Origin of the sequence: Bartonella sp. CL71SXKL (assembly GCF_042194935.1) — a bacterium.
Lineage (GTDB): Bacteria > Pseudomonadota > Alphaproteobacteria > Rhizobiales > Rhizobiaceae > Bartonella.
Map to the genome: position 1 here is coordinate 57,741 of NZ_JBHINI010000006.1, position 22,186 is coordinate 79,926.

Here is a 22,186-nt window from a genome sequence, read left to right on the forward strand (position 1 = left end):
TTGCGTTAAGACTCCAGAATCTTTTTTTGTGTAATTTAGTTTTTAAAGTGTTTGTTAAACAGGCTGGGAAACCATATCACTTTGAGACAATTTATAAAATGGATAAGGTGTGTATATCATGGTGACGCGTGCAGATAGAGATCCAATTGCTAATTGGTGGTGGACGATTGATCGCTCTATCTTTGCAGCTTGTTTAATTTTAATGGGAATTGGCATTATGCTGTCTTTTGCTGCCAGCCCCATTATTACAAAAAAAATCGGAATTGCTGATAGTTTTTATTTTGTTCGGTGGCATATCATTTTCAGCATTTTAGCATTTTTTACGATGGTTACCATTTCTTTTTTTTCGCTTTCTAATATTCGTCGTTTATGTGCTCTTTTGCTCATTGTAACGCTTGCTCTTATGGTTGCAACCTTATTTTTTGGTCCAGAATTAAAGGGAGCACGGCGATGGATTCAGCTATTTGGTTTTTCTGTACAGGCTTCAGAGTTTATGAAGCCAGCTTTTGTGGTTATGTCCGCTTGGCTTTTTTCGGAACAGATACGCAAGAGGGGAATTCTAGGTTATACGTTAGCGATTGTACTTTATGGCATTTGTTGTGTGCTTCTGGTTTTGCAGCCTGATATTGGACAAACAGTTTTAATAAGTGCGACATGGGGGGGGCTGTTTTTTATTGCTGGTGTACCTCTTACTATTATTTTTCTCTTTCTCATTTTAGGCGTTGTAGGAATTATTTTAGCTTATCTTTTTCTGCATCATGTGCGCGAGCGTATCAATGGTTTTTTGACAGGTGAAGGAGATACTTTTCAAGTGGATGTAGGACGTGAGGCTATTTTGAATGGTGGTTGGTTTGGGCAAGGTCCTGGGGAGGGAACAGTAAAACGTATCATTCCTGATAGCCATACAGATTTTGTATTTTCCGTTGCTGCTGAAGAATATGGTATTATTCTTTGTTTATTAATTATGATGCTGTTTGGCTTTATCGTTATGCGTTCATTATATATAGCCATGAATACACGTGATTCCTTTATACGTCTTGGTATTACTGGCATAGCAATGATGATTGGCTTTCAATCAGCTATTAATATGGCCGTTAATCTTCACTTAATTCCTCCAAAAGGCATGACATTGCCTTTTATTTCTTACGGTGGTTCTTCGATGGTGGCGATTGCGTTTTCAATGGGCATTTTGCTTAGTTTAACACGTCGTTGGCCAGAAGCACGCCTTTCAGCTTTTTCTTCCTCTTCTGTATTGGATACCCCTTATGAGTGATAAAAAAGTTATTGTTTTGGTGGCTGGTGGTACAGGTGGACATCTTTTTCCTGCTGAAGCCCTTTCTGTTGAATTAAGGAAGCGTGGATATGATGTTCATTTAATAACAGATGAAAGAGCACGACCTTTTGTTCGGTGCTTTGATGAAGAGCATATTCATATCGTTTCATCGGCAACGTTTATACGACGTCATCCTTTTGCTCTGATAAAGACGTTTTGGTCTTTGCTAAGGGGAATGGGGCAATCGTTGGCGTTGCTTTATAAATTACGTCCTGTTCTTGTTGGAGGATTTGGGGGGTATCCGAGCTTTCCTCCTCTTTTTATTGCGGCTTTAACGAGGCGTGTGACATTTATTCATGAACAAAATGCTGTTATGGGGCGTGCCAATCGGGTGTTGGCAATTTTTGTGCGTGCAATCGCTGGTGGTTTGTTGTCGCCAAATGGCGCTTATGCTCATAAAATACTTTTGACGGGGAATCCTGTCCGTGAGGCTGTGTTGAAGGCGGCCAAAATTCCTTATCATTCTTCAGAGGGGGAAAAGCCATTTAATTTTTTGATTTTTGGAGGTAGCCAAGGGGCTTCTGCTTTTTCACATATTGTTCCAGAAGCTATTGCTTTATTCGATGATAAGAACCGTAAACGTTTACGAATTGTACAGCAAGTTCGCGGTGAAGCAGGAGGGTTGATCAAAATCTACCGTGATATGGGCGTACAAGCAGAGGTTGCTCCTTTTTTTGATGATATGGCTGAACGTATGGCACATGCTCATTTTATTTTGTCGCGCGCTGGGGCTTCGTCCGTTTGTGAGATAGCGGTGATTGGTAGACCTGCTTTGCTTGTTCCCTATCCCCATGCTTTAGATCATGATCAGGCTGCCAATGCAGCTCTGCTTGCTCGTGTAGGTGGTGCGCAAATTGTATCAGAAAAAGATTTGAATGCACAAAAGCTTTTTTCTCTTTTAATGCACGCTTGTTGTGCACCCCATTTATTGGAAAAACAAGCGCTTGCTGCAAAAAAAGTTGGGCAACCTCATGCAACCCGTTGCCTTGCTGATATGGCTGAATTCTTAATTGCAGGGCGATTGTTGTCAGATATAAAAGAGGAGCTTTTTAATGAAAATGCCACTTGATATAGGCGTTATCCATTTTATCGGAATCGGGGGGATCGGTATGAGTGGAATTGCGGAGGTTTTTTATAATCTTGGCTATAAAATTCAAGGGTCAGATCAAGTTGAAAGTGCAAATGTTGAACGTTTGCGGAAAAAGGGAATTAACGTTCATATAGGTCATTGTGCTGAAAACTTAGGGAATGCAGAGGTTGTTGTTTTTTCTACTGCCGTTAAAAAAACAAATCCTGAGTATATTGCTGCAAAGGAAAGACATTTACCGCTTGTTAGACGTGCAGAAATGCTGGCGGAGCTGATGCGGTTTCGGCGTGCAATTGCGGTGGGTGGTACACATGGTAAAACAACAACCACATCAATGGTTGCAGCCCTTCTTGATGCTGGTCATTTTGATCCAGTGGTGATTAATGGCGGTATTATTAATGCTTATGGTACGAATTCTCGTACAGGAGATGGCGATTGGATGATTGTTGAAGCTGATGAAAGTGATGGTACATTTTTAAAGCTGCCTGCTGATATTGCTGTTATTACTAATATTGACGCTGAGCATTTGGATCATTATGGAAGTTTTGATGCTGTGCGTGAGGCTTTTCGGCAATTCGTAGAAAATGTTCCTTTTTATGGTTTTGCTGTTTTGTGCCTTGATCATCCAGAGGTTCAGTCATTGGCGGGCCGTATTGATGATCGTTGGGTGATCACTTATGGTGCAAATCCACAAGCAGATGTTCGTTTTTTTAATCTTTCGATGGATGGTCAAAAAACGCATTTTGATGTTCTTGTTCGCTCACGCAAAACAGGAAGAAAGATTGAGTTGAAAAATATGCTTTTGCCTATGGCAGGGCAGCATAATGTTGCCAATGCAACGGCGGCAATTGCTATTGCGCATGAACTTGGCATTTCAAATGAAGCTATAAAAAGGGGCTTAGCAGAATTTGGCGGAGTAAAACGGCGTTTTACGCGAACAGGAAGTTGGCGTGGCATTGAAATATTTGATGATTATGGACATCATCCTGTCGAAATAAAGGCTGTTTTGCGTGCTGCACGTGAGAGTGCAAAAGGGCGTGTTATTGCGATTGCACAACCCCATCGGTATTCACGGTTGTATCATTTATTTGATGATTTTGCTGCTTGTTTTAATGATGCAGATACAGTGTTGATTACGCCCGTTTATGCGGCTGGTGAAGAGCCTATTGTAGGATTTGGTTCTCAAGAATTGGTAGAGCATATTAAAATGGCGGGTCATCGTGATGTGCGCTTGATACATGGTTTGGAAGATGTTGTGTCTCTTGTCTCAAAATTTGCTCAGGCAGAGGATTATGTTGTTTTTCTTGGTGCTGGCAATATCACACAATGGGCTTGTGCGTTGCCTCATCAGTTAGCGGTATTGGATGGTCATGATAAATTTTCAGCACATTGATGGTGAGGCGCTATTGGCGCAATTGCAACCATTGTTGGGTGGCGTGAGAGGAAAACTTACACCTAATGTTGAGATGCGTAAGGTAACGTGGTTTCGCACGGGCGGATTGGCAGAGCTTTTTTATCAGCCTGTTGATGAAGAAGATTTGGCTCTCTTTCTTCAAAATTTGCCTGAATTTGTTCCTGTAACAATTGTCGGTATCGGTTCTAATCTTCTGGTGCGGGATGGGGGGGTTCCTGGTGTTGTGATTCGTCTTTCGCCAAAAAGTTTTGGGCAAGTGAAGCAGGTTTCTCCAAAAGGCTTTTTAGTTGGTGCTGGTGCGGCGGATAAACATTTAGCTGCTGCCGCTTTAGAAGCTGAGATTGCAGGTTTTCATTTTTATCATGGTATTCCTGGAGGTCTTGGAGGAGCTCTCAAAATGAACGCTGGTGCGAATGGTGTTGAAACCGCAGCGCGTGTTGTCGAGGTCTATGCTCTGGATCGTAAAGGGCAACGTCATATCTTGAGTGTGAAAGATATGCATTATTCCTATCGCCATTGTGATGTTCCTAAAGATTTTATTTTTACGGCTGCTTTATTGGAAGGAAAACTCGGCAATAAAGATGATATTCGTGCTGCTATGGATGAAGTTGCCCTCCACAGAGAAACAGTGCAACCTATTCGTGAAAAAACAGGGGGGTCAACTTTCAAAAATCCTGGGAATGGATCTGCGTGGCGCGTGATTGATGAAGCAGGGTGTCGTGGTTTACGGATTGGTGGCGCTCAAATGAGTGAAATGCACTGTAATTTTATGATTAATACAGGGCAAGCAACAGGATATGATCTTGAAGCATTGGGAGAAACAGTGCGTGCACGTGTTTTTGCAAATTCAGCCCACCTTTTACAATGGGAAATAGAGCGTATTGGTCAATTTGAGCGTGGTCGAAGTGTTTCTCCTTTTGATCCATTTCATTGATTTATTGTTCACTAAAAAAGTGAAAATAAAAAATTGAGTCATTTCAAAGAGATAATAAAAAATTTCTATTAAGAATCAATAAATTAACAAAGAATCTCTTGCATCAGGCTTTTGAGTCTGATTCATTATGCAAAATGCTAGGTTATTGATTCGCAAGGATAAACTTTGTTTTTCCTGTATATGGTGCTGATGTATTCTATATAGACTACATATAGTATGCGAAAGAGGGTGATTTATTATGAAAGATAAACATATAGCTGTGTTAATGGGAGGTTTTTCTTCTGAGCGGTCTGTAAGTTTATCTTCAGGGGCGGCTTGTGCTGATGTTCTAGAGGTACAGGGGTATCGCGTGAGCCGCGTGGATGTTGATGCTCGTATTGCTTCTGTTCTTGAACAGTTGCAGCCCGATATTGCCTTCAATGCATTGCATGGTCCATTTGGTGAAGATGGCCGGATTCAGGGGATTCTTGAATATTTAAAAATTCCTTATACTCATTCTGGCGTGATGGCATCTGCTTTGGCAATGGATAAGGGACGTGCAAAAATTATCGTTGCAAATGTTGGGGTTTGTGTTGCTCCTTCTCGTATCATGAGCCGCTTTGCTTTGGGCCGAACGCATCCCATGGAGCCTCCTTATGTAATTAAACCTGTGTGTGAAGGATCAAGTTTTGGTGTTGTCATTGTCCAAGGAAATGAAGCTGTACCGCCGCATAATATTGGGGGAGCTGAGTGGGGATATGCCGATGAGGTGATGATTGAAAAATATATTCCTGGTCGTGAATTGACTTGTGCTGTTTTGGGGAATGAAGTGCTGGATGTGTGTGAAATTCTTCCCGATAAACACTTTCCATTCTACGATTATGACTCAAAATATAAAACGGGTGGTTCTCTTCACATTTGTCCTGCACAACTTTCACTAAATATTTACCAAAGTGTGCAAAGAATGTCTTTAGCAGCCCATCAGGCGATAGGGTGTCGAGGTGTTAGCCGTTCTGATTTTCGTTTTGATGAAAAAACGGGAGAGTTGGTTTGGCTTGAAATTAATACGCAACCCGGTATGACATCGACGTCTCTTCTTCCTGATATTGCAAAAGCGAGCGGCCGTACTTACGGCGATATTGTTCAATGGATGGTGGAGGACGCATCATGTATGCGTTGAATGTTAGTAAAACAAATGTTCCGATGGAGGTGCTTTCAGTGCCGGCTTTGCCACGTCTTTATCGTCGTTTTCTTCGGTTTATGTTTGAGTTTGTTTTTGTTAATATTCATATTCCACGCCATTTTGGCTCTTTTGCTGTTGTATGGTTTTTCTTTGTTACGGCTTTTTATGGACTTTCATCAAGTGGTCAGATGGCTGTGATCGTAAACACGATCATATTGGATAGTAGTTTTGTGGTCACTCATGTTGATATAAGCGGTAATAAGCGCTTGGCAAAGCAGGATATTTTTAAAATTTTAAAACTTGATGTTGCGCCTTCTATATTCACTTTTGATGTTGAAAGAGCGCGTTCTCTTTTGGAAAAACAGGCTTGGGTGCAATCGGCTAATGTTCAGAAAATTTATCCTAATAAAATGCGCATTTCCATCGTGGAGCGTGAACCCTATGCCATTTGGCAACATGATGGCATAATGGATATTGTTGATAATACAGGTCGTGTCATTGTGCCTTTTAAAGGGGAAATTGTTCGGGATTTACCTCTTGTGGTTGGGCAGGGGGCACAAAATGCTGCTAAAGTGTTTATTCAAGCGCTGTCAGTCTATCCGGAAGTATATGATCGTATTCGTGCTTTTGTGCGGGTAGGTGATCGACGTTGGGATCTTGTTTTGAATAATGGAATGCGCGTTATGTTGCCTGAAAATGGTGCTCTTGAAAGGCTTTCTTCTCTTTTTTCGTCCGGTACAATGCAAGATCTTTTATCTCGCGATATTCTCAGTATTGATTTACGTCTTGCTGATCGAATTACTGTTTCTTTATCAGATGAAACGTTGGAGCGTTATCATGCTACTGTAGCAGAAGAAGAACGTATTTTAAAAGCGCGAAAGGCAGGAAGCCTATGATGCTACTCAGATCACATCATTTGAAGGGGCGTAAAACACGTTTTTTAACGGTACTTGATGTCGGTTCAAGTAAGATTGTTTGTCTTATTGCTTGTTTGCGTCCTTTGAAGCATGCACACTATTTACATGGTCGTACACATTCTACGGAAATTCTAGGCTTTGGAGTGCAGCGTTCACGTGGTATTAAATCCGGTGTTGTCATGGATATGTTTGCAGCAGAACAATCAATAAGATTGGCTGTTGATGCGGCAGAAAAAATGGCGGGTTTGGTGGTGGATTCAGTGATTGTGAATTTTTCCTCAAGTCGATTACAAAGTGCTTTGATTAATGGAAAGGTCCATTTGAATGGTCGTGAAGTCACCAAGCGTGATATGCGTATGGCCTTTTCAGATGTTTCGCGTAAAGCCTTTGATGCTGAACGTCATGTTATGCACTCAGTTCCAGTTTCTTATGTATTGGATGGAGATAAAGGAATTTTTGATCCTATTGGCATGGCAGGGGAAACATTTGGTGTCGACGTGCATGTGGTAACAGCAGAAACAGCCTCTTTGCGTAATTTAGAAACTTGTATTAATCGTGCACATTTGAGTGTTGAAGCAATGGTTGCTACTCCCTTTGCAAGTGGTCTTGCTGTCTTGATGAATGATGAGGCGCATTTAGGGGCTGCATGTATTGATTTTGGTGGTGGAACAACAACATTTTCAGTGTTTTTTGAAGGAAAATTTATTCATGCGGATGCTCTTGCTGTTGGGGGGCATCATGTCACTCTTGATGTTGCGCGCGGATTTTCTATGTCTTTAACAGAGGCGGAACGTTTAAAAGTTGTTTATGGTTCAGCACTTTTAACAAGTGCTGATGAGCGGCAAATGATTAATGTAGCAGAAATTGGGAGTGAACAGCGTGAAACTCAATATCCTCGCGCGGTTCTTGGGCGTATCATTCGTGCGCGTGTTGAAGAAATTTTAGAAATGGTCCGTGATTGTTTAAATCGTTCTGGTTTTGGTCACATCATTGGTAAACGTGTTATTTTGACGGGGGGAGCAAGCCAGTTAACAGGATTGCCAGAAATGGCACGTACTATATTAGGAAGAAATGTTCGTATCGGGCGGCCTTTAGGTATTTCGAGGCTTCCTTCTCTTGCAAAAGGGGCGGCGTTTACATCTGCTGTTGGGTTGTTAATTTATCCGCAATTGGTGGGTTTTGAAGAAAAAACAATGCAGGCGGCAGGAAATCATTTATCGATGGGCACGCGTGGGTATTTTCAGCGTGTTGGTGAGTGGTTGCGTGAGAGTTTTTAGTTAAGTCTAGTTGGATAAATTTCATCGCTTTGGCTTGCGGTGTCTTATGAGAAGGAAAAGAAAATGACGATTAATCTGCATCGGCCAGATATCGCGGAATTGAAGCCACGCATTACCGTTTTTGGTGTTGGAGGTGGTGGCGGGAATGCCGTGAATAATATGATAAATGCTGGTCTTCAGGGAGTTGACTTTGTTGTTGCAAATACGGATGCACAGGCTTTGGCTATGTCAAAGGCTGAACGTGTTATCCAACTTGGGGCAGCTGTGACAGAAGGTTTGGGTGCTGGGGCTTTGCCGGAAGTTGGACAAGCGGCAGCAGAGGAATGTATTGATGAAATTATTGATCATCTTGCAGACTCTCATATGGTTTTCATTACTGCTGGTATGGGGGGAGGAACTGGAACAGGAGCTGCTCCCGTTGTTGCTCGCGCAGCGCGTGAAAAAGGTATTTTGACTGTTGGTGTTGTGACAAAGCCGTTTCAGTTTGAAGGCGCACGTCGTATGAAAACGGCAGAGGCTGGTATTGAAGAATTACAAAAGTCTGTCGATACATTGATTGTTATACCCAATCAAAATCTTTTCCGTATTGCAAATGATAAGACAACGTTTGCTGATGCTTTTGCTATGGCTGACCAAGTGCTTTATTCTGGTGTTGCTTCCATTACGGATTTGATGATTAAAGAGGGTTTAATTAACCTTGATTTTGCTGATGTTCGTTCTGTTATGCACGAAATGGGGCGAGCCATGATGGGAACGGGTGAGGCATCTGGTGATGGGCGTGCTTTGGCTGCGGCTGAAGCTGCTATTGCAAACCCACTGTTGGATGATACCTCTATGCGTGGGGCGCGTGGTTTATTGATTTCTATTACGGGTGGTCGTGATATGACTCTCTTTGAGGTTGATGAAGCTGCTAATCGTATTCGTGAAGAAGTGGATGCTGATGCGAATGTGATCTTTGGCGCTATTGATGATGAGTCATTGGAAGGTGTTATTCGTGTTTCTGTGGTTGCCACCGGTATTGATCGTGAAGTTAGTGATGTTGTTCAGTCCTCTCATCCTCAGATTCAAAGACCTGCTTCTTCAATACGCAAGAGCGATCCTGGAACGTCACACAGTTCTTTTCATGTTCAGTCATCGCCTCTGCGTTCTGAGTCAATGGTAGAAGTGATCGAATCACTTGAAATAGAGAAGGGTAAATCAACCGGAGAACAGTTCCGTCCCAAAAGTCAAATTTTTGCACAACCTGCAGAAGCAATGACGACACGAAGTGCCACGAATGCTGTTGCGTATGGTTCAAATGCTGTTCAGGAACAGAGATCCAATGTGCCTCGTATGCAAGTAAGCCGTGGTTCTCAACAGGCGATGACAGCTCCTGTGAGTATGGAGGCAACAGCACATGTTCTTGATGAGATGACAGGGGTTGTGAAGCAAAAAGAAAAGCCAGTGCAACCAAAACAAATGCAACAAATGCAAGCGCGCGCTCCAATGCGTATGCCTGAGTTAAAGGATTTTCCTCCTGTTGCTCATGGACAAAGTCAAAGAACATTTGTGACTGATCAAGGTCCTCGTAATCTTTGGCAGCGTTTGAAACAGAGCTTGACACATCGTGAAGAAACTGAGCCAGAAGCGAGGCTGGAGCCTGCTGTTAGATCATCTCAGCAGAAAGAGTCTCATGTTTACAATAAAAATTCTCAGGCGCTTTCTCAAGATGCTTCTGTGTATGTTCCACGTCGTTCTGGTGAGCTGCACCCTCAGGTACCACAAGATCAACGTACTTTTATAAGTGAAGAAGATCAGTTGGAAATACCAGCATTTTTACGTCGTCAGGCAAATTAATTGATGAAAAGTGAGATAAAGTAAGAAAATTTATTATTTCTTTAATGATCAGTCAAAAATTATACAGTAAAATATATTGCTGTTTTTTGGATAAAATACTTTGTTTTAAAAAAAACCGCTTATTATAAGCGGTTTTTTTTTATTATTTACTATGAATATTCTTTATAATTTTATAAATTTTGTTAAAAGATGTACAAGCAATTTAATAAAATGATTATGATGAATTTAGTACCAAAATATCAGTCTACTCTTAAAAAAGCAGTAACATTTAAGGGGATTGGCGTTCACAGTGGCTGTTTGTCAGTGGTAAAGGTTTGTCCAGCGGATGTTGGGTGTGGTATTGTTTTTAAGCGTTGTGGATTAGACGGAACAGAGAAAATATTTCAAGCTCATGCATCGCAAACAGGAGAAACTGAATTATCAACAGTACTTGGAGATGGAGATGTAAGGGTTGAAACAATTGAACATTTGATGGCAGCAATTGCTGCTTATAATTTGGATAATCTTGTTATTGAAGTGTCACATAATGAGATTCCTATTTTGGATGGTTCAGCGTGGCTATATTGCCAAGCTTTTGAAGATGTTGGTATTGTACAGCAAAATGCGTTGCGTTCTTATTTCATTATAAAAAAGCCGGTGCGAGTTGAAGGATCTCATGGTGTTGCAGAGCTTTTGCCATTCGATGGACGTCGTTTTGATATAACGATCTCTTTTCCTTCTTCTGCTATTGGTAAGCAACATTTCAGTTTTGATCTTACCACACGAGGGTTTAGGGATGATTTGTCACGTGCGCGCACTTTTGGTTTTATCAAAGACGTGGAAGAATTAAGGCTTTCTGGAAAGGCGAGAGGTGCTTCTTTGGAAAATTCTCTTGTTATCGACCTTAATGATAAAATTTTAAATCCCGATGGTCCTTATTGGGAGAATGAATGTGTTCGGCACAAGATGCTTGATGCGATTGGTGATACTGCTTTGCTGGGAGCACCTTTTATTGGATTATTTCGTTCTTATTGTAGTGGGCATAGAATTAATGCGCAATTGGTGAAAGCTGTTTTGGCAGACGAATCATATTACCAAAAAAGCTTTTTAGGGAAAGAGTAAAAGAAAATTGACAAGATTTTTTTATCGTTTATTTGATTTTTAAGGGGATGATTGACCTAAACTGCTAAATTGGTTATGTGGATTTTAAAGTGATATGGTATAAAAACTTTAATAAATTGTTTTTGCTACAAGGTGATATTCTCTGGAGGCCGGAAAAACTATGAAAAAATCTCATGTGTGCATTGGAAATATGACATATAGAAAATCTAACATTGTACGCAAGATATTGGGGGTGGTACTTTTAGGAAGCACCTGTATGTTAGCGGGATGTCTCTTTAAAGAGAAAAAAACCCTTGATCCATCTGCTTATGTTTTGAAAATAGAGCCACCAGATGTTCTCTATAATCAGGCGCTTGCTAGCCTTGAAAGTGGGCGGCTTGGGGATGCATCGAAGAAGTTTTTGAAGATTGAAAAACAGTACGCTTATACAGACTGGGGGCGTAAATCTTTGGTCATGGGTGCTTTTACTAATTATCGACTCGGAAAGTATGATGATTCAATTAGTATGGCTCAACGCTATATTACTCTTTATCCAGGGTCGACTGACTCGGCTTATGCGTATTATATTATTGGTCTTTCTTCTTTCCGTCGGATTCCTGATGTTACACGTGATCAACGTGATACGAAACGTGCTATTGCTGCTATGCAGCTTCTTATAGAGCGTTATCCTAATTCTGAGTATGTCAAGGATGCTAAGGATAAAATCCGTTTTGGTCGCGAACAGCTGGCTGGTAAAGAAATGCAGATTGGCCGTTATTATGAAGAGGGGCGGCGTTACCTTGCGGCAAGTAGACGGTTTCGTACCGTGGTTGAAGAGTATTCTGATACAAATCAAATTGAAGAAGCGCTTTTCCGCTTGACTGAGGTTAATCTTGCTCTCGGCTTAACGGCGGAAGCACAGACGGCAGCAGCTATTTTAGGACGTAATTATCCCAAAAGTGAGTGGTATAAATTTTCTTATAATCTCTTGCAGAAGAATAAAATATCGCCACGTGAGCATAAATCTTCTTGGATCTCAAATGCTTTAGGTGGTGATAAGAAGAGGGTACGTTGATTCTCTATGTTGGTACAGCTTTCGATTCATAATATTGTTTTGATCGAAACGCTTGATATTCATTTTACGGCGGGGTTGACGGTTTTAACTGGAGAAACAGGTGCGGGGAAGTCTATTCTCCTTGATGCTTTATCACTTGCTCTAGGGGGGCGGGGTGATGCTTCGCTTGTGCGTCATGGTGCTGACCGCGGGCAGGTCACAGCTGTTTTTGATGTGTCTGTTTCACATCCTGCACGTCAACTTATTCGTGAGAATGGTCTTGATGATGAGGGTGATATTATTTTACGGCGTGTGCAATCAAGTGATGGACGTAGCCGTGTTTTTATCAATGATCAGGTGTCTAGTGTTGCATTGATGCGGAGTGTTGGCCGTTTGCTGGTTGAAATCCATGGACAACATGATGATCGTGCGCTTGTTGATGTTGTTACACATCGCCAATTATTAGATGCCTTTGGTGGTCTTGAAGATGAAGTGGAAAATTTGCGTCAGTGTTATCACTCATGGCGTGAATTTGAGGAGCGTTTGCAACGGCAGCGTCTTAAAGTAGAGAGTGCCGTACGTGAGGTTGATTATCTTCGTGCGTGTGTAGAAGAGCTTGAAAAGCTTGATTTTAAAGTTGGTGAAGAGGAAGCTCTTTCTCTTCGTCGTGCTGATATGCTTAAATTAGAAAAAATAGCGACAGATATTAAAGAAGCGGATGATCTTTTAACGGGTCAAAAATCACCAATCCCAGTACTTTCTAATTTGGTGAGGCGTTTGGAGCGGAAAATTCCTGAGGCGCAAGAACTTATTGTACCAGTGGTGAAATCTATTGATGAGGCATTGCATGCACTTGCAACAGCACAAGAAGGTATTGAGACGGCAATACGAGCATTAGATTTTGAACCTGATGAATTGGAACGGATAGAAGAGCGTCTTTTTTCTCTTCGGGGTTTTGCTCGTAAATATCAAGTTTCTGCGGATGAATTGATTCAGTTACGCGATAAAATGGACGCAGAACTCGCTGATTTTGAAGAGGCTCAGACTATATTGACACGTTTTGAAGATGAGGCAAGACAAGCACAAAAAAATTATGATATGTTAGCGCAAGCGTTGTCAATAAAACGTCAAGAGGTTGCAAAGCACTTGTCTGAAAGCGTGATGGCTGAGCTACCGGCATTGAAATTAGAGAGGGCTGAATTTATTGTTGAAATGCAAAGTGATATGGAAAAGCGGAGTGCAGAGGGATGTGATCGTGTTGAATATTGGGTACGAACAAATCCTGGCACACGGGCCGGTCCCATGCTTAGTGTGGCTTCTGGCGGTGAATTATCTCGTTTTTTGCTGGCATTAAAAGTTGTTTTATCTGATCGAGGATCAGCACCGACGCTGATTTTTGATGAAATTGATACAGGCGTTGGGGGGGCTGTTGCAGCGGCTATTGGGCAACGGTTGCAACGCTTATCAGAACATGTCCAAGTTTTCGCTATTACGCATGCTCCACAGGTTGCATCGAAAGCGCATGGTCATTTTCTTATTTCAAAAATTGAGAGTCAGGATAAAGGACGCTTTGTTACTGCGATTCATAAAATGGAAGAGCATGAGCGTGCAGAAGAAATTGCCCGTATGTTGGCTGGAGAACAGATTACTGAAGAAGCGCGTGCAGCGGCTCAAAAGCTTCTAGCATAAAGGTAATTAGTCAGCGATAAAAATACTGGAAAGCTTGAATTTATTGAGATTCACTTGATGAGGATGCGTGTGGAAATCCTTGTGGCAGTGCTTGTAATTTGGAATAGATTTTATGAACAAAGATGCAGATAAAAATCTCACAGCTGTTGAAGCAGAACGTGAATTAGAGTGGTTGGCAAAAGAAATTGCACGTCATGATGTGCTTTATAATCGTGATGATCAGCCTGAAATTTCTGATGCAGAATATGATGCTTTGCGTCGCCGTAATGCAGAAATTGAAGCTCTTTTTCCAGAGCTTATACGTATTGATTCTCCTTCACATAAAATTGGGGCACCAATTTCTGAAAAGTTTGAAAAATCTGTTCATGCACAGCCTATGCTTTCACTTGATAATGCGTTTAGCTCTGAAGATGTTAGTGAATTTGTTGAGCGTATTCGTCGTTTTTTACGGCTTCCAGAAACACAAGTGTTAGAAATAACAGCGGAGCCAAAAATTGATGGTTTATCTTTGTCTTTACGCTACGAAAAGGGGCGGCTTGTGCGTGCGGCAACGCGTGGGGATGGAACTGTCGGTGAAAATGTGACGGCAAATGCCCGAACAATTGCTGATATTCCACAAGTTTTACAAAGTGATTTTCCTGATATCATTGAGGTTCGCGGTGAAGTTTATATGGGGCGGGAAGATTTCCAAGCACTGAATATCAGCCAACAAGAGAAGGGAAAGTTAACTTTTGCCAATCCTCGAAATGCGGCGGCTGGTTCACTCCGTCAGCTTGATTCACGGATAACCGCTAGCAGAAAACTTCAATTTTTTGCTTATGCTTGTGGTGAGGTGAGTGAAATATTGGCAGAAAGTCAAATGGAGATGATGAAAAAGCTAAAAGAATATGGCTTTGTTATCAATCCATTAACAAAAGTCTTTAAGACAGTAAAAGAAATTATTTCGTATTATCACGATATCGAAGAATGCCGTCATTCTTTAAGCTATGATATTGATGGCATTGTTTATAAGGTTAATGATTTGATGCTCCAAAAGCGTTTGGGGTTTGTTTCTCGTTCGCCGCGTTGGGCTATCGCCCATAAATTTCCAGCAGAAAAAGCGATAGCGCTTTTGGAAGATATTGACATTCAAGTTGGTCGCACGGGAGCTTTGACACCTGTTGCACGTCTTACGCCTATTACTGTTGGTGGAGTGGTGGTGACCAATGCTAGTTTGCATAATGAGGATTATATTAAGGGAATTGGTCATAAAGGAGAGCCCATTCGTGAAGGACGTGATATCCGTGTAGGCGATAGCGTGATTGTACAACGTGCTGGTGATGTGATCCCTCAAGTTATTGATGTTATCATTGAAAAACGCCCGAAAGATGCTGCTGTTTTTATTTTTCCTCATTTGTGCCCAGCTTGTGGGAGTCATGCTGTTCGTGAAGTGGGAGAAGCCGTGCGTCGCTGTACAGGGGGGCTTATTTGTCCGGCACAAGCGATTGAACGTATTCGTCATTTTGTTTCACGCAATGCTTTTGATATTGAGGGCTTGGGTAAAAAACAAGTGGAGTTCTTTTTCCATGTTCAAGATGAAGCGCTTTGTATTCATACACCAGCCGATATTTTTACGTTACAACGGCGCCAAGAAAAATCTTTGATACGTTTGGAAAATATGGAAGGTTTTGGTACTGTTTCAGTGCGGAAATTGTATGATGCCATTAATGCGCGCCGAGAAATTCCTTTGAGCCGTTTTTTGTTTGCATTGGGGATTCGTCATGTTGGCGAAGTGAATGCACGCCGCCTTGCACGTGCTTATAAAAATTATACAGCTTTTGAGACCGCGGCTATGGAAGCACTTATGCCATGTGATAAGAAAAATGAAGAAGGAAATGAGGCTTGGATGGAGCTTACCAATATTGAAGGAATTGGACCACAGGTAGGGAGCGCAATTGTTGATTTTTATCAAGAAGCGCATAACCGTGAGATTTTATCTGTTTTGCTTGAAGAAGTAACACCTCTTGATGAAGAGCCTATCATAGCAGATTCTTCACCAATAGCGGAGAAGATCATTGTTTTTACAGGAACTTTGTCGCATATGTCACGCGATGAAGCAAAAGCATTGGCAGAGCGATTAGGGGCTAAAACATCTGGTTCACTTTCTAAAAAAACAGATCTTCTTGTTGCAGGACCTGGAGCGGGCTCCAAATTGGCTAAAGCTGAAGAATTAGGTGTTGAGGTTATCGATGAAGAGGTTTGGCTACAGCTGATTGAGAAACATAATGTTTAAAGGGTGTTTTCCAGAAGATCGTATACTGTTGATATGATTATCTTTCTTACATTTTTGGGGGGATGAAATCAAAAAGGGGATAATAGGAGCTGTTTTTTGCAAAAATAGAGCGCCATATACTTTGATATTTATTAAGTTATTAAAATAATTAACGTTGAACTTAAATATTAAACTTAAACTATTATGATGAAGAATATGCAAGGTTATTATTAGTAAAAGATATAAATTATTACTGTGAAGAAAGGTAAATTTTTGAACAAATATGTAGAATTTAATCCAAAATGCCGTAATAGAAATGTAACGCGGAAGATTACAAAATATAATAAAACATTCCGCTATAAATGAATAAGGGATATAAATGCGAGTTGTTTATTATGTTGAATTTATAAAAGATTACTGGTACCTATACTTATCAGGCATTATTAGATGGTACACTTGTCCAATTTCATTACAAAATTTCGGATATTCGCTAATGCGTCTAGCAGCATAATTTTTTTCCTGACTTCCTTCATCTCTCTCAAATTTCTCAGCATAGGAAATTTCGTTTATTAGAGCTAGTATTTGGATTGAGAATATTTCAGAATTAAATACCATTCGTGCGTATCTAAACATTGGATCTGTCGAGTTCATGACCAAATTTTTTGCCCAAATGAAATCGTTTTCTTTCCAATTATATTGAGAACGTAGCTTATGTATGTAGGTAGGTAGGGATAATGCTGGAAATTTTTTATTGTACTCTCCCTGTAATAAGTCCACAAGGCATGCACACCAAACAACTTTCGCATGGATAAGATTTATATTTTCAGGAATTAGTACTACCATCCCAGGGCTTAGAACATGATATACACCATAACTCTTATTATCCAGATATTTTTTTGCAATTTCTAGGCGCTCTTCGTATATATTATCAGGATATTGTGTCTTTACGTACTCTTCGTATAATTTATCGTACTGATTTGGAGTAATGACTTGATTTTCAGAAAATAAAGCAATAGGAACTCGCTTAAATTTAGTAATTTCCTTCAATACAGAAGGCCCAATATAGTATCCAAATAATAATATTACGGAACAAAATAAAATTATACGCATTAGGATAGTCACTTTATTTCTAAAATACTGGATAAGGAAAGGATATAGATTACTAAGATCTGTGCTTAAGATTTTGTTAACTAACAAGCTATAAGACACACGTTTTATTGTGTATTTTTCAGAGCATTTGTAAAACTCTGTAGAGAGTTTGAATCTTCTTTATTTACGTGACTGTTTTTGTGTTATCTAGTTTTTCATATCCTCTGTTATTGTTGTTAATTTTTAGCTGAATAACACATTCAGGTCAAAACACATGCCTCCATATATGTTGTTTTTATACTGTGTAGTTGGAAACTATCTATATTGTGGGTAACGTTTTTTCAACAGTAAGTAATAGTCTAGAAAATAATATTGTACTGTTAACTATGCAAATAAATAAAAAACTTTAACGCTGATGTTATCAGCATGCTCCTTCTTTTAATTCTAAATACTTAATTTTATTTCATAGCAGATTCTATTTTATTGTAGCAATATGTATTATAATGAATTACAACTATTGAAAATGATTCAAGAATTAAAATAATATAAATTATCATTGTGAAGCAAACAAAAAGGTAAAATTTATTCGAATAAATATGCAGAATTTTTGAATCCAAACAGCGTAATAAGCTGGTTATAATAGGTGTTTTAGAAATACGATGCGAAGGATTACAAAATATAACGAGAGTTTCCATATAAAGAAACTAGGGATATGGTAGTGTCTAGATGGTAATACCCAAAATAAGCATTACCACGTGCAGGCGTATCTCACTCTGCTTCACCTAGGTCAGTGTTTGCCATATCAGAAAAAACGTGAAGTATCTTGTAGAAATATTTTTTGTATTTCCTGACGCAAGTACATATTTTTCTCTAAAAAAAGACGGTGCTGTTTTTGTAGAAAGGGTAAAAGTTATAGGTTGCTTGATTTAAAGGGGCATTGTTGCTTCTTTTGCCCATTTTTTATCTTCTTCATTTAAGTAAGGTGCATTCATCTGATAAACGCGCGCATGGTAATCATTGAGCCATTGCCGTTCTTCTTGTGTCAAAAGCTCTGGAAGGATTAACCGTCGATCAATGGGGCAATGTGTGAGTGTTTCGAACGAGAGCATTTCTATATCTCCACCATCAATTTTTTGTGCTGGCTTTACTATCATCAAATTTTCAAGACGGATACCAAAAGCACCTTCGCGATAATATCCTGGTTCGTTTGAAAGAATCATACCGGAGATGAGTTCTTGGCATCCTTTGCGGGAAATATTTTGTGGTCCTTCATGAACAGAAAGATAAGACCCAACACCATGACCGGTGCCATGGGCATAATCAAAACCAGCTTTCCACAATGCAATGCGTGCTAGAATATCAATGTCTTGTCCACGGGTTCTTTTGGGAAAGCAAGCAGTTGAAAGAGTAATCATGCCCTTGAGAACAAGAGTGAAACAGCGTTTTTCTTCTTCTCCAATATTCCCAATTGCTACTGTACGTGTGACATCTGTCGTTCCATCACGATATTGGCCACCTGAATCAACAAGATAAAGTTCACCAGCATTGAGTTGTTTATTTGTTTGTGTTGTTACACGATAATGAATAATGGCGCCATTTTCTCCTGCTGCTGAAATTGTATCAAAAGAAAGATCTTTAAGTTTTTCTCCCATTTCTTTTGCTGTATTTATGCGAAATTCTTCTAATTTTTGAGCAGCAGAAATTTCACTTATTGACCCTGGTATTTGTTTATCTAACCAAGAAAAAAAACGGGTTAGGGCAACACCATCGCGTAGATGCGCTTTGCGTGCGCCATTGAGTTCTGTGTCATTTTTAATGGCACGTGGTAGAGCAGCAGGATCGGTAAGTGTGATAAAAGAGCTATTTTTTTCTTCAATAACAGTTCGTAATTTTTCGCATGTTAGCTGTGGATCTAAGGCAAACACGGTCCCTTTTTGAACATACTCTTTGATCTTGGGAATAAGCTGTTCTGGTTCATATAATTTTGCATAACGTTCCAGATATTGTTTCTGTTCTACACCAAGTTTTTTGCTGTCAATGAATAAGGCTGGTGTTTCGTTAAGTGGAATGAGAGCAAAACAAAGGGAAAAAGGCGTGTTGGAAACATCATTGCCCCGTATATTGAATGTCCATGCAATGGAAGAGGGGTCTGTAAAAATAAAAGCATTTGCATGAGTTTGCTGTATATCTTTGTAAATCAAAGCGAGTTTTTCATCTGTATCGCACCCAGCATATTTGAGAGGGTGAATTGATAAGGCAGATTGTGGTAACTTTGGTTGATTATGCCAGAGCAAATCAATGGGATTATGTTGAACTTCTACAAGTTTTCCACCTGCTTTCGTTTCTAATGCGTTTCTCAATGCATCGGTGGCAGCAATCGTGTGGAGCCATGGATCAAAGCCAATAGAAAGTTTTTGACCATTTTTTTCAAGCCATTGTGAGGGAGGACAAGTTATGAGATCTTCATAATTAAAAATATCAGGATCAGTTTGTTGGCGAACTTGGAGCTTATATCGCCCATCTGTAAATATGATGGCTTTGTTTTTTAAAATCAGTGCAATCCCAGCTGATCCAGTAAAGCCGGTTAACCAGCTAAGGCGTTGAGCATGAGGGGGGACATATTCTCCTTGATGCTCATCGCACCGCGGAACAAGAAAACCATCGAGTCCAAGGTGATCGAGTTCTTTACGAAGGCAAGAAATGCGTTCTGCTGCATAAGCAGGATTTGTTGTCGCCTCAAAAGATTGATACATAACGACGTCCTTTTCTTTTATTTTATTTCAGATGTATCGTAACCCATCCTTGCCGGTGGTATGTTTCGATATGCTTCATTCCTTGTTTTATATAAGTCTCCAAAACATGGGCATGTTGTTCTTCAAGAATTCCAGAGAGTATAAGTGATCCCCCTTTTTGAAGTGCCTTTACCACTTCTTGCGCAAGTTCAATAAGCGGATTAGCAAGGATATTGGCAACGATGAGATCAAAAGGGGTTCGTGATGCAATTGCATCATGGGCAAAATCTGTTGCTGTAATAGCTGTAATATATTCCTTGACACCATTGAATTCGATATTGTGTTGTGCAACTTGAACAGCAATTGGGTCAATATCGGATGCAAGCACAGTAATTGGTTTGAGCATTGCTATGCCAATGGCTAGTACACCGCTCCCAGTACCAAGATCAAGGGCATTTTTGGGATTTTCGTGTTTCATGACTTTGGCAATCATTTCTAAACAACCGGCTGTTGTTCCATGATGTCCGGTGCCAAAAGCTTGATTAGCTTCAATTTCAATAGGGAGAACATTTGCTGGAATGGCGTTTCGGTTGTGACTTCCATGAAGGAAAAAAGGACCGGCTTGCACAGGTTTTAGTCCTTCTAGGCTTTTTTGTACCCAATCAATGTTGGGTAAAACTTCCATATTAATTTTATCAAAATCTATAGAAAGGATTTGAGCAAAACGTTTCAATGCGTTCTCTTGATTGTCTTGATCGACATATAGAGAAAGCTCATATACAGCATTTTGTTCATCTATCTCTGTGAGAGCAAGAGGATACCCTTCTTCGTCAAAGGCTGTTTCTATAAGGGTATAGAACCGTTCTGCTTCATTTTTAGAAGCAGTATAATAGAGGCGAATTTGTTGCGACATGCTGTTCTTTCTTTTGATCGGTTTTTTTAGTTTAAGATGAGTTTTTTTAACCGTTCAATGGCGATTTCATCTTTTAATTCGCTATCGCTTTCTTTCGTGTCATAACGGATAACGCCAGCTAATTTTCCACCTTTTTTGAGTAAAAAAATTGCTGCTGTATGGTTATATGTATAGTTTCCATCTGTTTCAGGGACTTTTTCAGCAACGATGTTGAAAGAATTGACCATTTTATGAACTTTTTCAGGATCTCCGCTGATGCCAACAATTTTATTGTTAAAATTACTGAGATAATCATGGAGTACTTTTGGTGTGTCACGTTCAGGATCAACAGTCACAAACCATATACCTAATTTATCAGCTTCAGGCCCAAGGGCTGTAAGCCATCGATCAAGATTCATCAGTGTGGTAGGGCAGCTTTCAGGACACATAGTGAAGCCGAAAAAAATTATTGAAGGTTTGCTTCGAACATCAGCCTCAGTAATATTTTTTCCATTAGAATCAGTGAGAGTAAAGTTATCACCTAAAGGCTTATTTGTCAGCGTATCATAAATAAAAACACCTGCAAGAAATATGATTGTCAGCCCCAAGATGCGTATTACATTTTTCATAGTTTGACTCTCTTAAATAGATCGAGAAATTGTAACATCGGCAGGTTTGTTTTGCAATGTGTGTTTCATGGTTGATTTTATTGGCTTGATTGGTATGTCTTTCCATATCTATGATGAAACATTGGTGAAAGATGCATGAATATTGAGAACGATCTTCGGTTTCATGAAAGTGAGCCTCGTATCCATACGACGGCACGGCTGCATGGTTGTAAATTAGGGCGCTATGTGGAAGTTAATGAGCGGGTGATTTTACGGGATGTAACCGTTGGAGATTTTTCTTATTTAGAACGTAATAGTGAGGCTATTTATAGCGATATTGGGCGTTTTTGTTCTATTGCATCTCATGTACGGATGAATGCGTTGGAGCATCCTATGGAGCGCGTTTCAACGCATAAAATAACCTATCGTCCAAACGAATATTTTCGTTATATGGCATTAGATAGTGGTTTTCGTGAAAGGCGTTGTGCAAAACGTGTTATTATTGGGCATGATGTGTGGATTGGATATGGTGCGGTTATTATGCCTGGGGTGACAATTGGTCATGGCGCTATCATTGGCGCGAACGCTGTTATAACGAAAGATGTTTTGCCTTATACGATTGTCGTTGGGGTGCCTGCTAAACGGTTGCGGATGCGTTTTCCCAATAATGTGATAGAATGCCTTTTAGATATGGCTTGGTGGGATTGGCCGCTTGATAAAATTCACAACGCATTGCCTGATATGCAAAATTTGCCTATTGAAGCCTTTGTTCGTAAATGGAAATGACATTCAGAATAAAATAAAGTGGTTTCTTGAAAAAACTGATCGTGG

The 22,186-nt window shown here is 40.2% G+C and carries 17 protein-coding genes; 13 read left to right on the top strand and 4 right to left on the bottom strand.

Annotation, left to right across the window (positions count from 1 at the left end):
- The first annotated feature begins 118 nt into the window (after positions 1-118).
- The 12 genes from ACFILA_RS04625 to ligA all read left to right on the top strand — a co-directional run bounded on the left by ACFILA_RS04625 (position 119) and on the right by ligA (position 16,055).
- Entirely contained in the window at positions 119-1,273 is a 1,155-nt protein-coding gene (locus ACFILA_RS04625) for an FtsW/RodA/SpoVE family cell cycle protein (RefSeq protein ID WP_375660740.1), read from the top strand.
- Entirely contained in the window at positions 1,266-2,402 is a 1,137-nt protein-coding gene (murG, locus tag ACFILA_RS04630) for an undecaprenyldiphospho-muramoylpentapeptide beta-N-acetylglucosaminyltransferase (RefSeq protein ID WP_375660741.1), read from the top strand. The genes ACFILA_RS04625 and murG overlap by 8 nt, the downstream gene beginning before the upstream one ends.
- Positions 2,386-3,813 carry a UDP-N-acetylmuramate--L-alanine ligase gene (gene murC, locus ACFILA_RS04635; RefSeq protein WP_375660742.1) on the top strand — a complete coding sequence of 476 codons (1,428 nt, stop codon included), beginning with the start codon at positions 2,386-2,388 and terminating at the stop codon, positions 3,811-3,813. Before murG ends, murC begins: the two co-directional genes overlap by 17 nt.
- On the top strand, positions 3,791-4,768 hold the full coding sequence (murB, locus tag ACFILA_RS04640; RefSeq protein WP_273790778.1) for a UDP-N-acetylmuramate dehydrogenase: 978 nt from the start codon (positions 3,791-3,793) through the stop codon (positions 4,766-4,768). Before murC ends, murB begins: the two co-directional genes overlap by 23 nt.
- A 238-nt stretch (positions 4,769-5,006) precedes the next feature.
- Complete coding sequence (locus ACFILA_RS04645; RefSeq protein ID WP_375631176.1) at positions 5,007-5,927, top strand: D-alanine--D-alanine ligase; 921 nt, start codon at positions 5,007-5,009, stop codon at positions 5,925-5,927.
- On the top strand, positions 5,915-6,826 hold the full coding sequence (locus tag ACFILA_RS04650) for a cell division protein FtsQ/DivIB (RefSeq protein WP_375660743.1): 912 nt from the start codon (positions 5,915-5,917) through the stop codon (positions 6,824-6,826). Before ACFILA_RS04645 ends, ACFILA_RS04650 begins: the two co-directional genes overlap by 13 nt.
- On the top strand, positions 6,823-8,124 hold the full coding sequence (gene ftsA, locus ACFILA_RS04655) for a cell division protein FtsA (RefSeq protein WP_273790775.1): 1,302 nt from the start codon (positions 6,823-6,825) through the stop codon (positions 8,122-8,124). Before ACFILA_RS04650 ends, ftsA begins: the two co-directional genes overlap by 4 nt.
- A gap of 63 nt (positions 8,125-8,187) precedes the next feature.
- Positions 8,188-9,960: a cell division protein FtsZ gene (gene ftsZ / locus ACFILA_RS04660; RefSeq protein ID WP_375660020.1), complete on the top strand. Its 1,773-nt coding sequence runs from the start codon at positions 8,188-8,190 to the stop codon at positions 9,958-9,960.
- Between the two features lie 216 nt (positions 9,961-10,176).
- Complete coding sequence (gene lpxC / locus ACFILA_RS04665; RefSeq protein ID WP_375637669.1) at positions 10,177-11,061, top strand: UDP-3-O-acyl-N-acetylglucosamine deacetylase; 885 nt, start codon at positions 10,177-10,179, stop codon at positions 11,059-11,061.
- Positions 11,062-11,221: 160 nt separating this feature from the next.
- Entirely contained in the window at positions 11,222-12,115 is an 894-nt protein-coding gene (locus ACFILA_RS04670) for an outer membrane protein assembly factor BamD (protein WP_273790773.1), read from the top strand.
- A 6-nt stretch (positions 12,116-12,121) separates the two neighbouring features.
- A complete protein-coding gene (gene recN, locus ACFILA_RS04675) occupies positions 12,122-13,783 on the top strand; it encodes a DNA repair protein RecN (RefSeq protein ID WP_375660744.1) in 1,662 nt (553 codons plus the stop codon).
- Between the two features lie 112 nt (positions 13,784-13,895).
- Entirely contained in the window at positions 13,896-16,055 is a 2,160-nt protein-coding gene (gene ligA / locus ACFILA_RS04680; RefSeq protein WP_375660745.1) for an NAD-dependent DNA ligase LigA, read from the top strand.
- 393 nt (positions 16,056-16,448) lie between these two features.
- Here ligA and ACFILA_RS04685 read toward each other — a convergent pair whose 3' ends face one another.
- The 4 genes from ACFILA_RS04685 to ACFILA_RS04700 all read right to left on the bottom strand — a co-directional run bounded on the left by ACFILA_RS04685 (position 16,449) and on the right by ACFILA_RS04700 (position 21,376).
- Positions 16,449-17,144 (bottom strand): hypothetical protein, encoded by a 696-nt coding sequence (locus tag ACFILA_RS04685; RefSeq protein WP_375660746.1) that lies wholly within the window; start codon positions 17,142-17,144, stop codon positions 16,449-16,451.
- A 905-nt stretch (positions 17,145-18,049) separates the two neighbouring features.
- Positions 18,050-19,876 carry an aminopeptidase P family protein gene (locus ACFILA_RS04690; RefSeq protein ID WP_375660747.1) on the bottom strand — a complete coding sequence of 609 codons (1,827 nt, stop codon included), beginning with the start codon at positions 19,874-19,876 and terminating at the stop codon, positions 18,050-18,052.
- Positions 19,877-19,898: 22 nt separating this feature from the next.
- Positions 19,899-20,768: a 50S ribosomal protein L11 methyltransferase gene (locus tag ACFILA_RS04695; protein WP_273790768.1), complete on the bottom strand. Its 870-nt coding sequence runs from the start codon at positions 20,766-20,768 to the stop codon at positions 19,899-19,901.
- A gap of 26 nt (positions 20,769-20,794) precedes the next feature.
- Complete coding sequence (locus ACFILA_RS04700) at positions 20,795-21,376, bottom strand: SCO family protein (RefSeq protein ID WP_273790767.1); 582 nt, start codon at positions 21,374-21,376, stop codon at positions 20,795-20,797.
- Between the two features lie 135 nt (positions 21,377-21,511).
- Here ACFILA_RS04700 and ACFILA_RS04705 point away from each other — a divergent pair, with 135 nt between their 5' ends.
- Positions 21,512-22,141: a DapH/DapD/GlmU-related protein gene (locus tag ACFILA_RS04705; RefSeq protein WP_375631169.1), complete on the top strand. Its 630-nt coding sequence runs from the start codon at positions 21,512-21,514 to the stop codon at positions 22,139-22,141.
- Positions 22,142-22,186 lie beyond the last annotated feature (45 nt).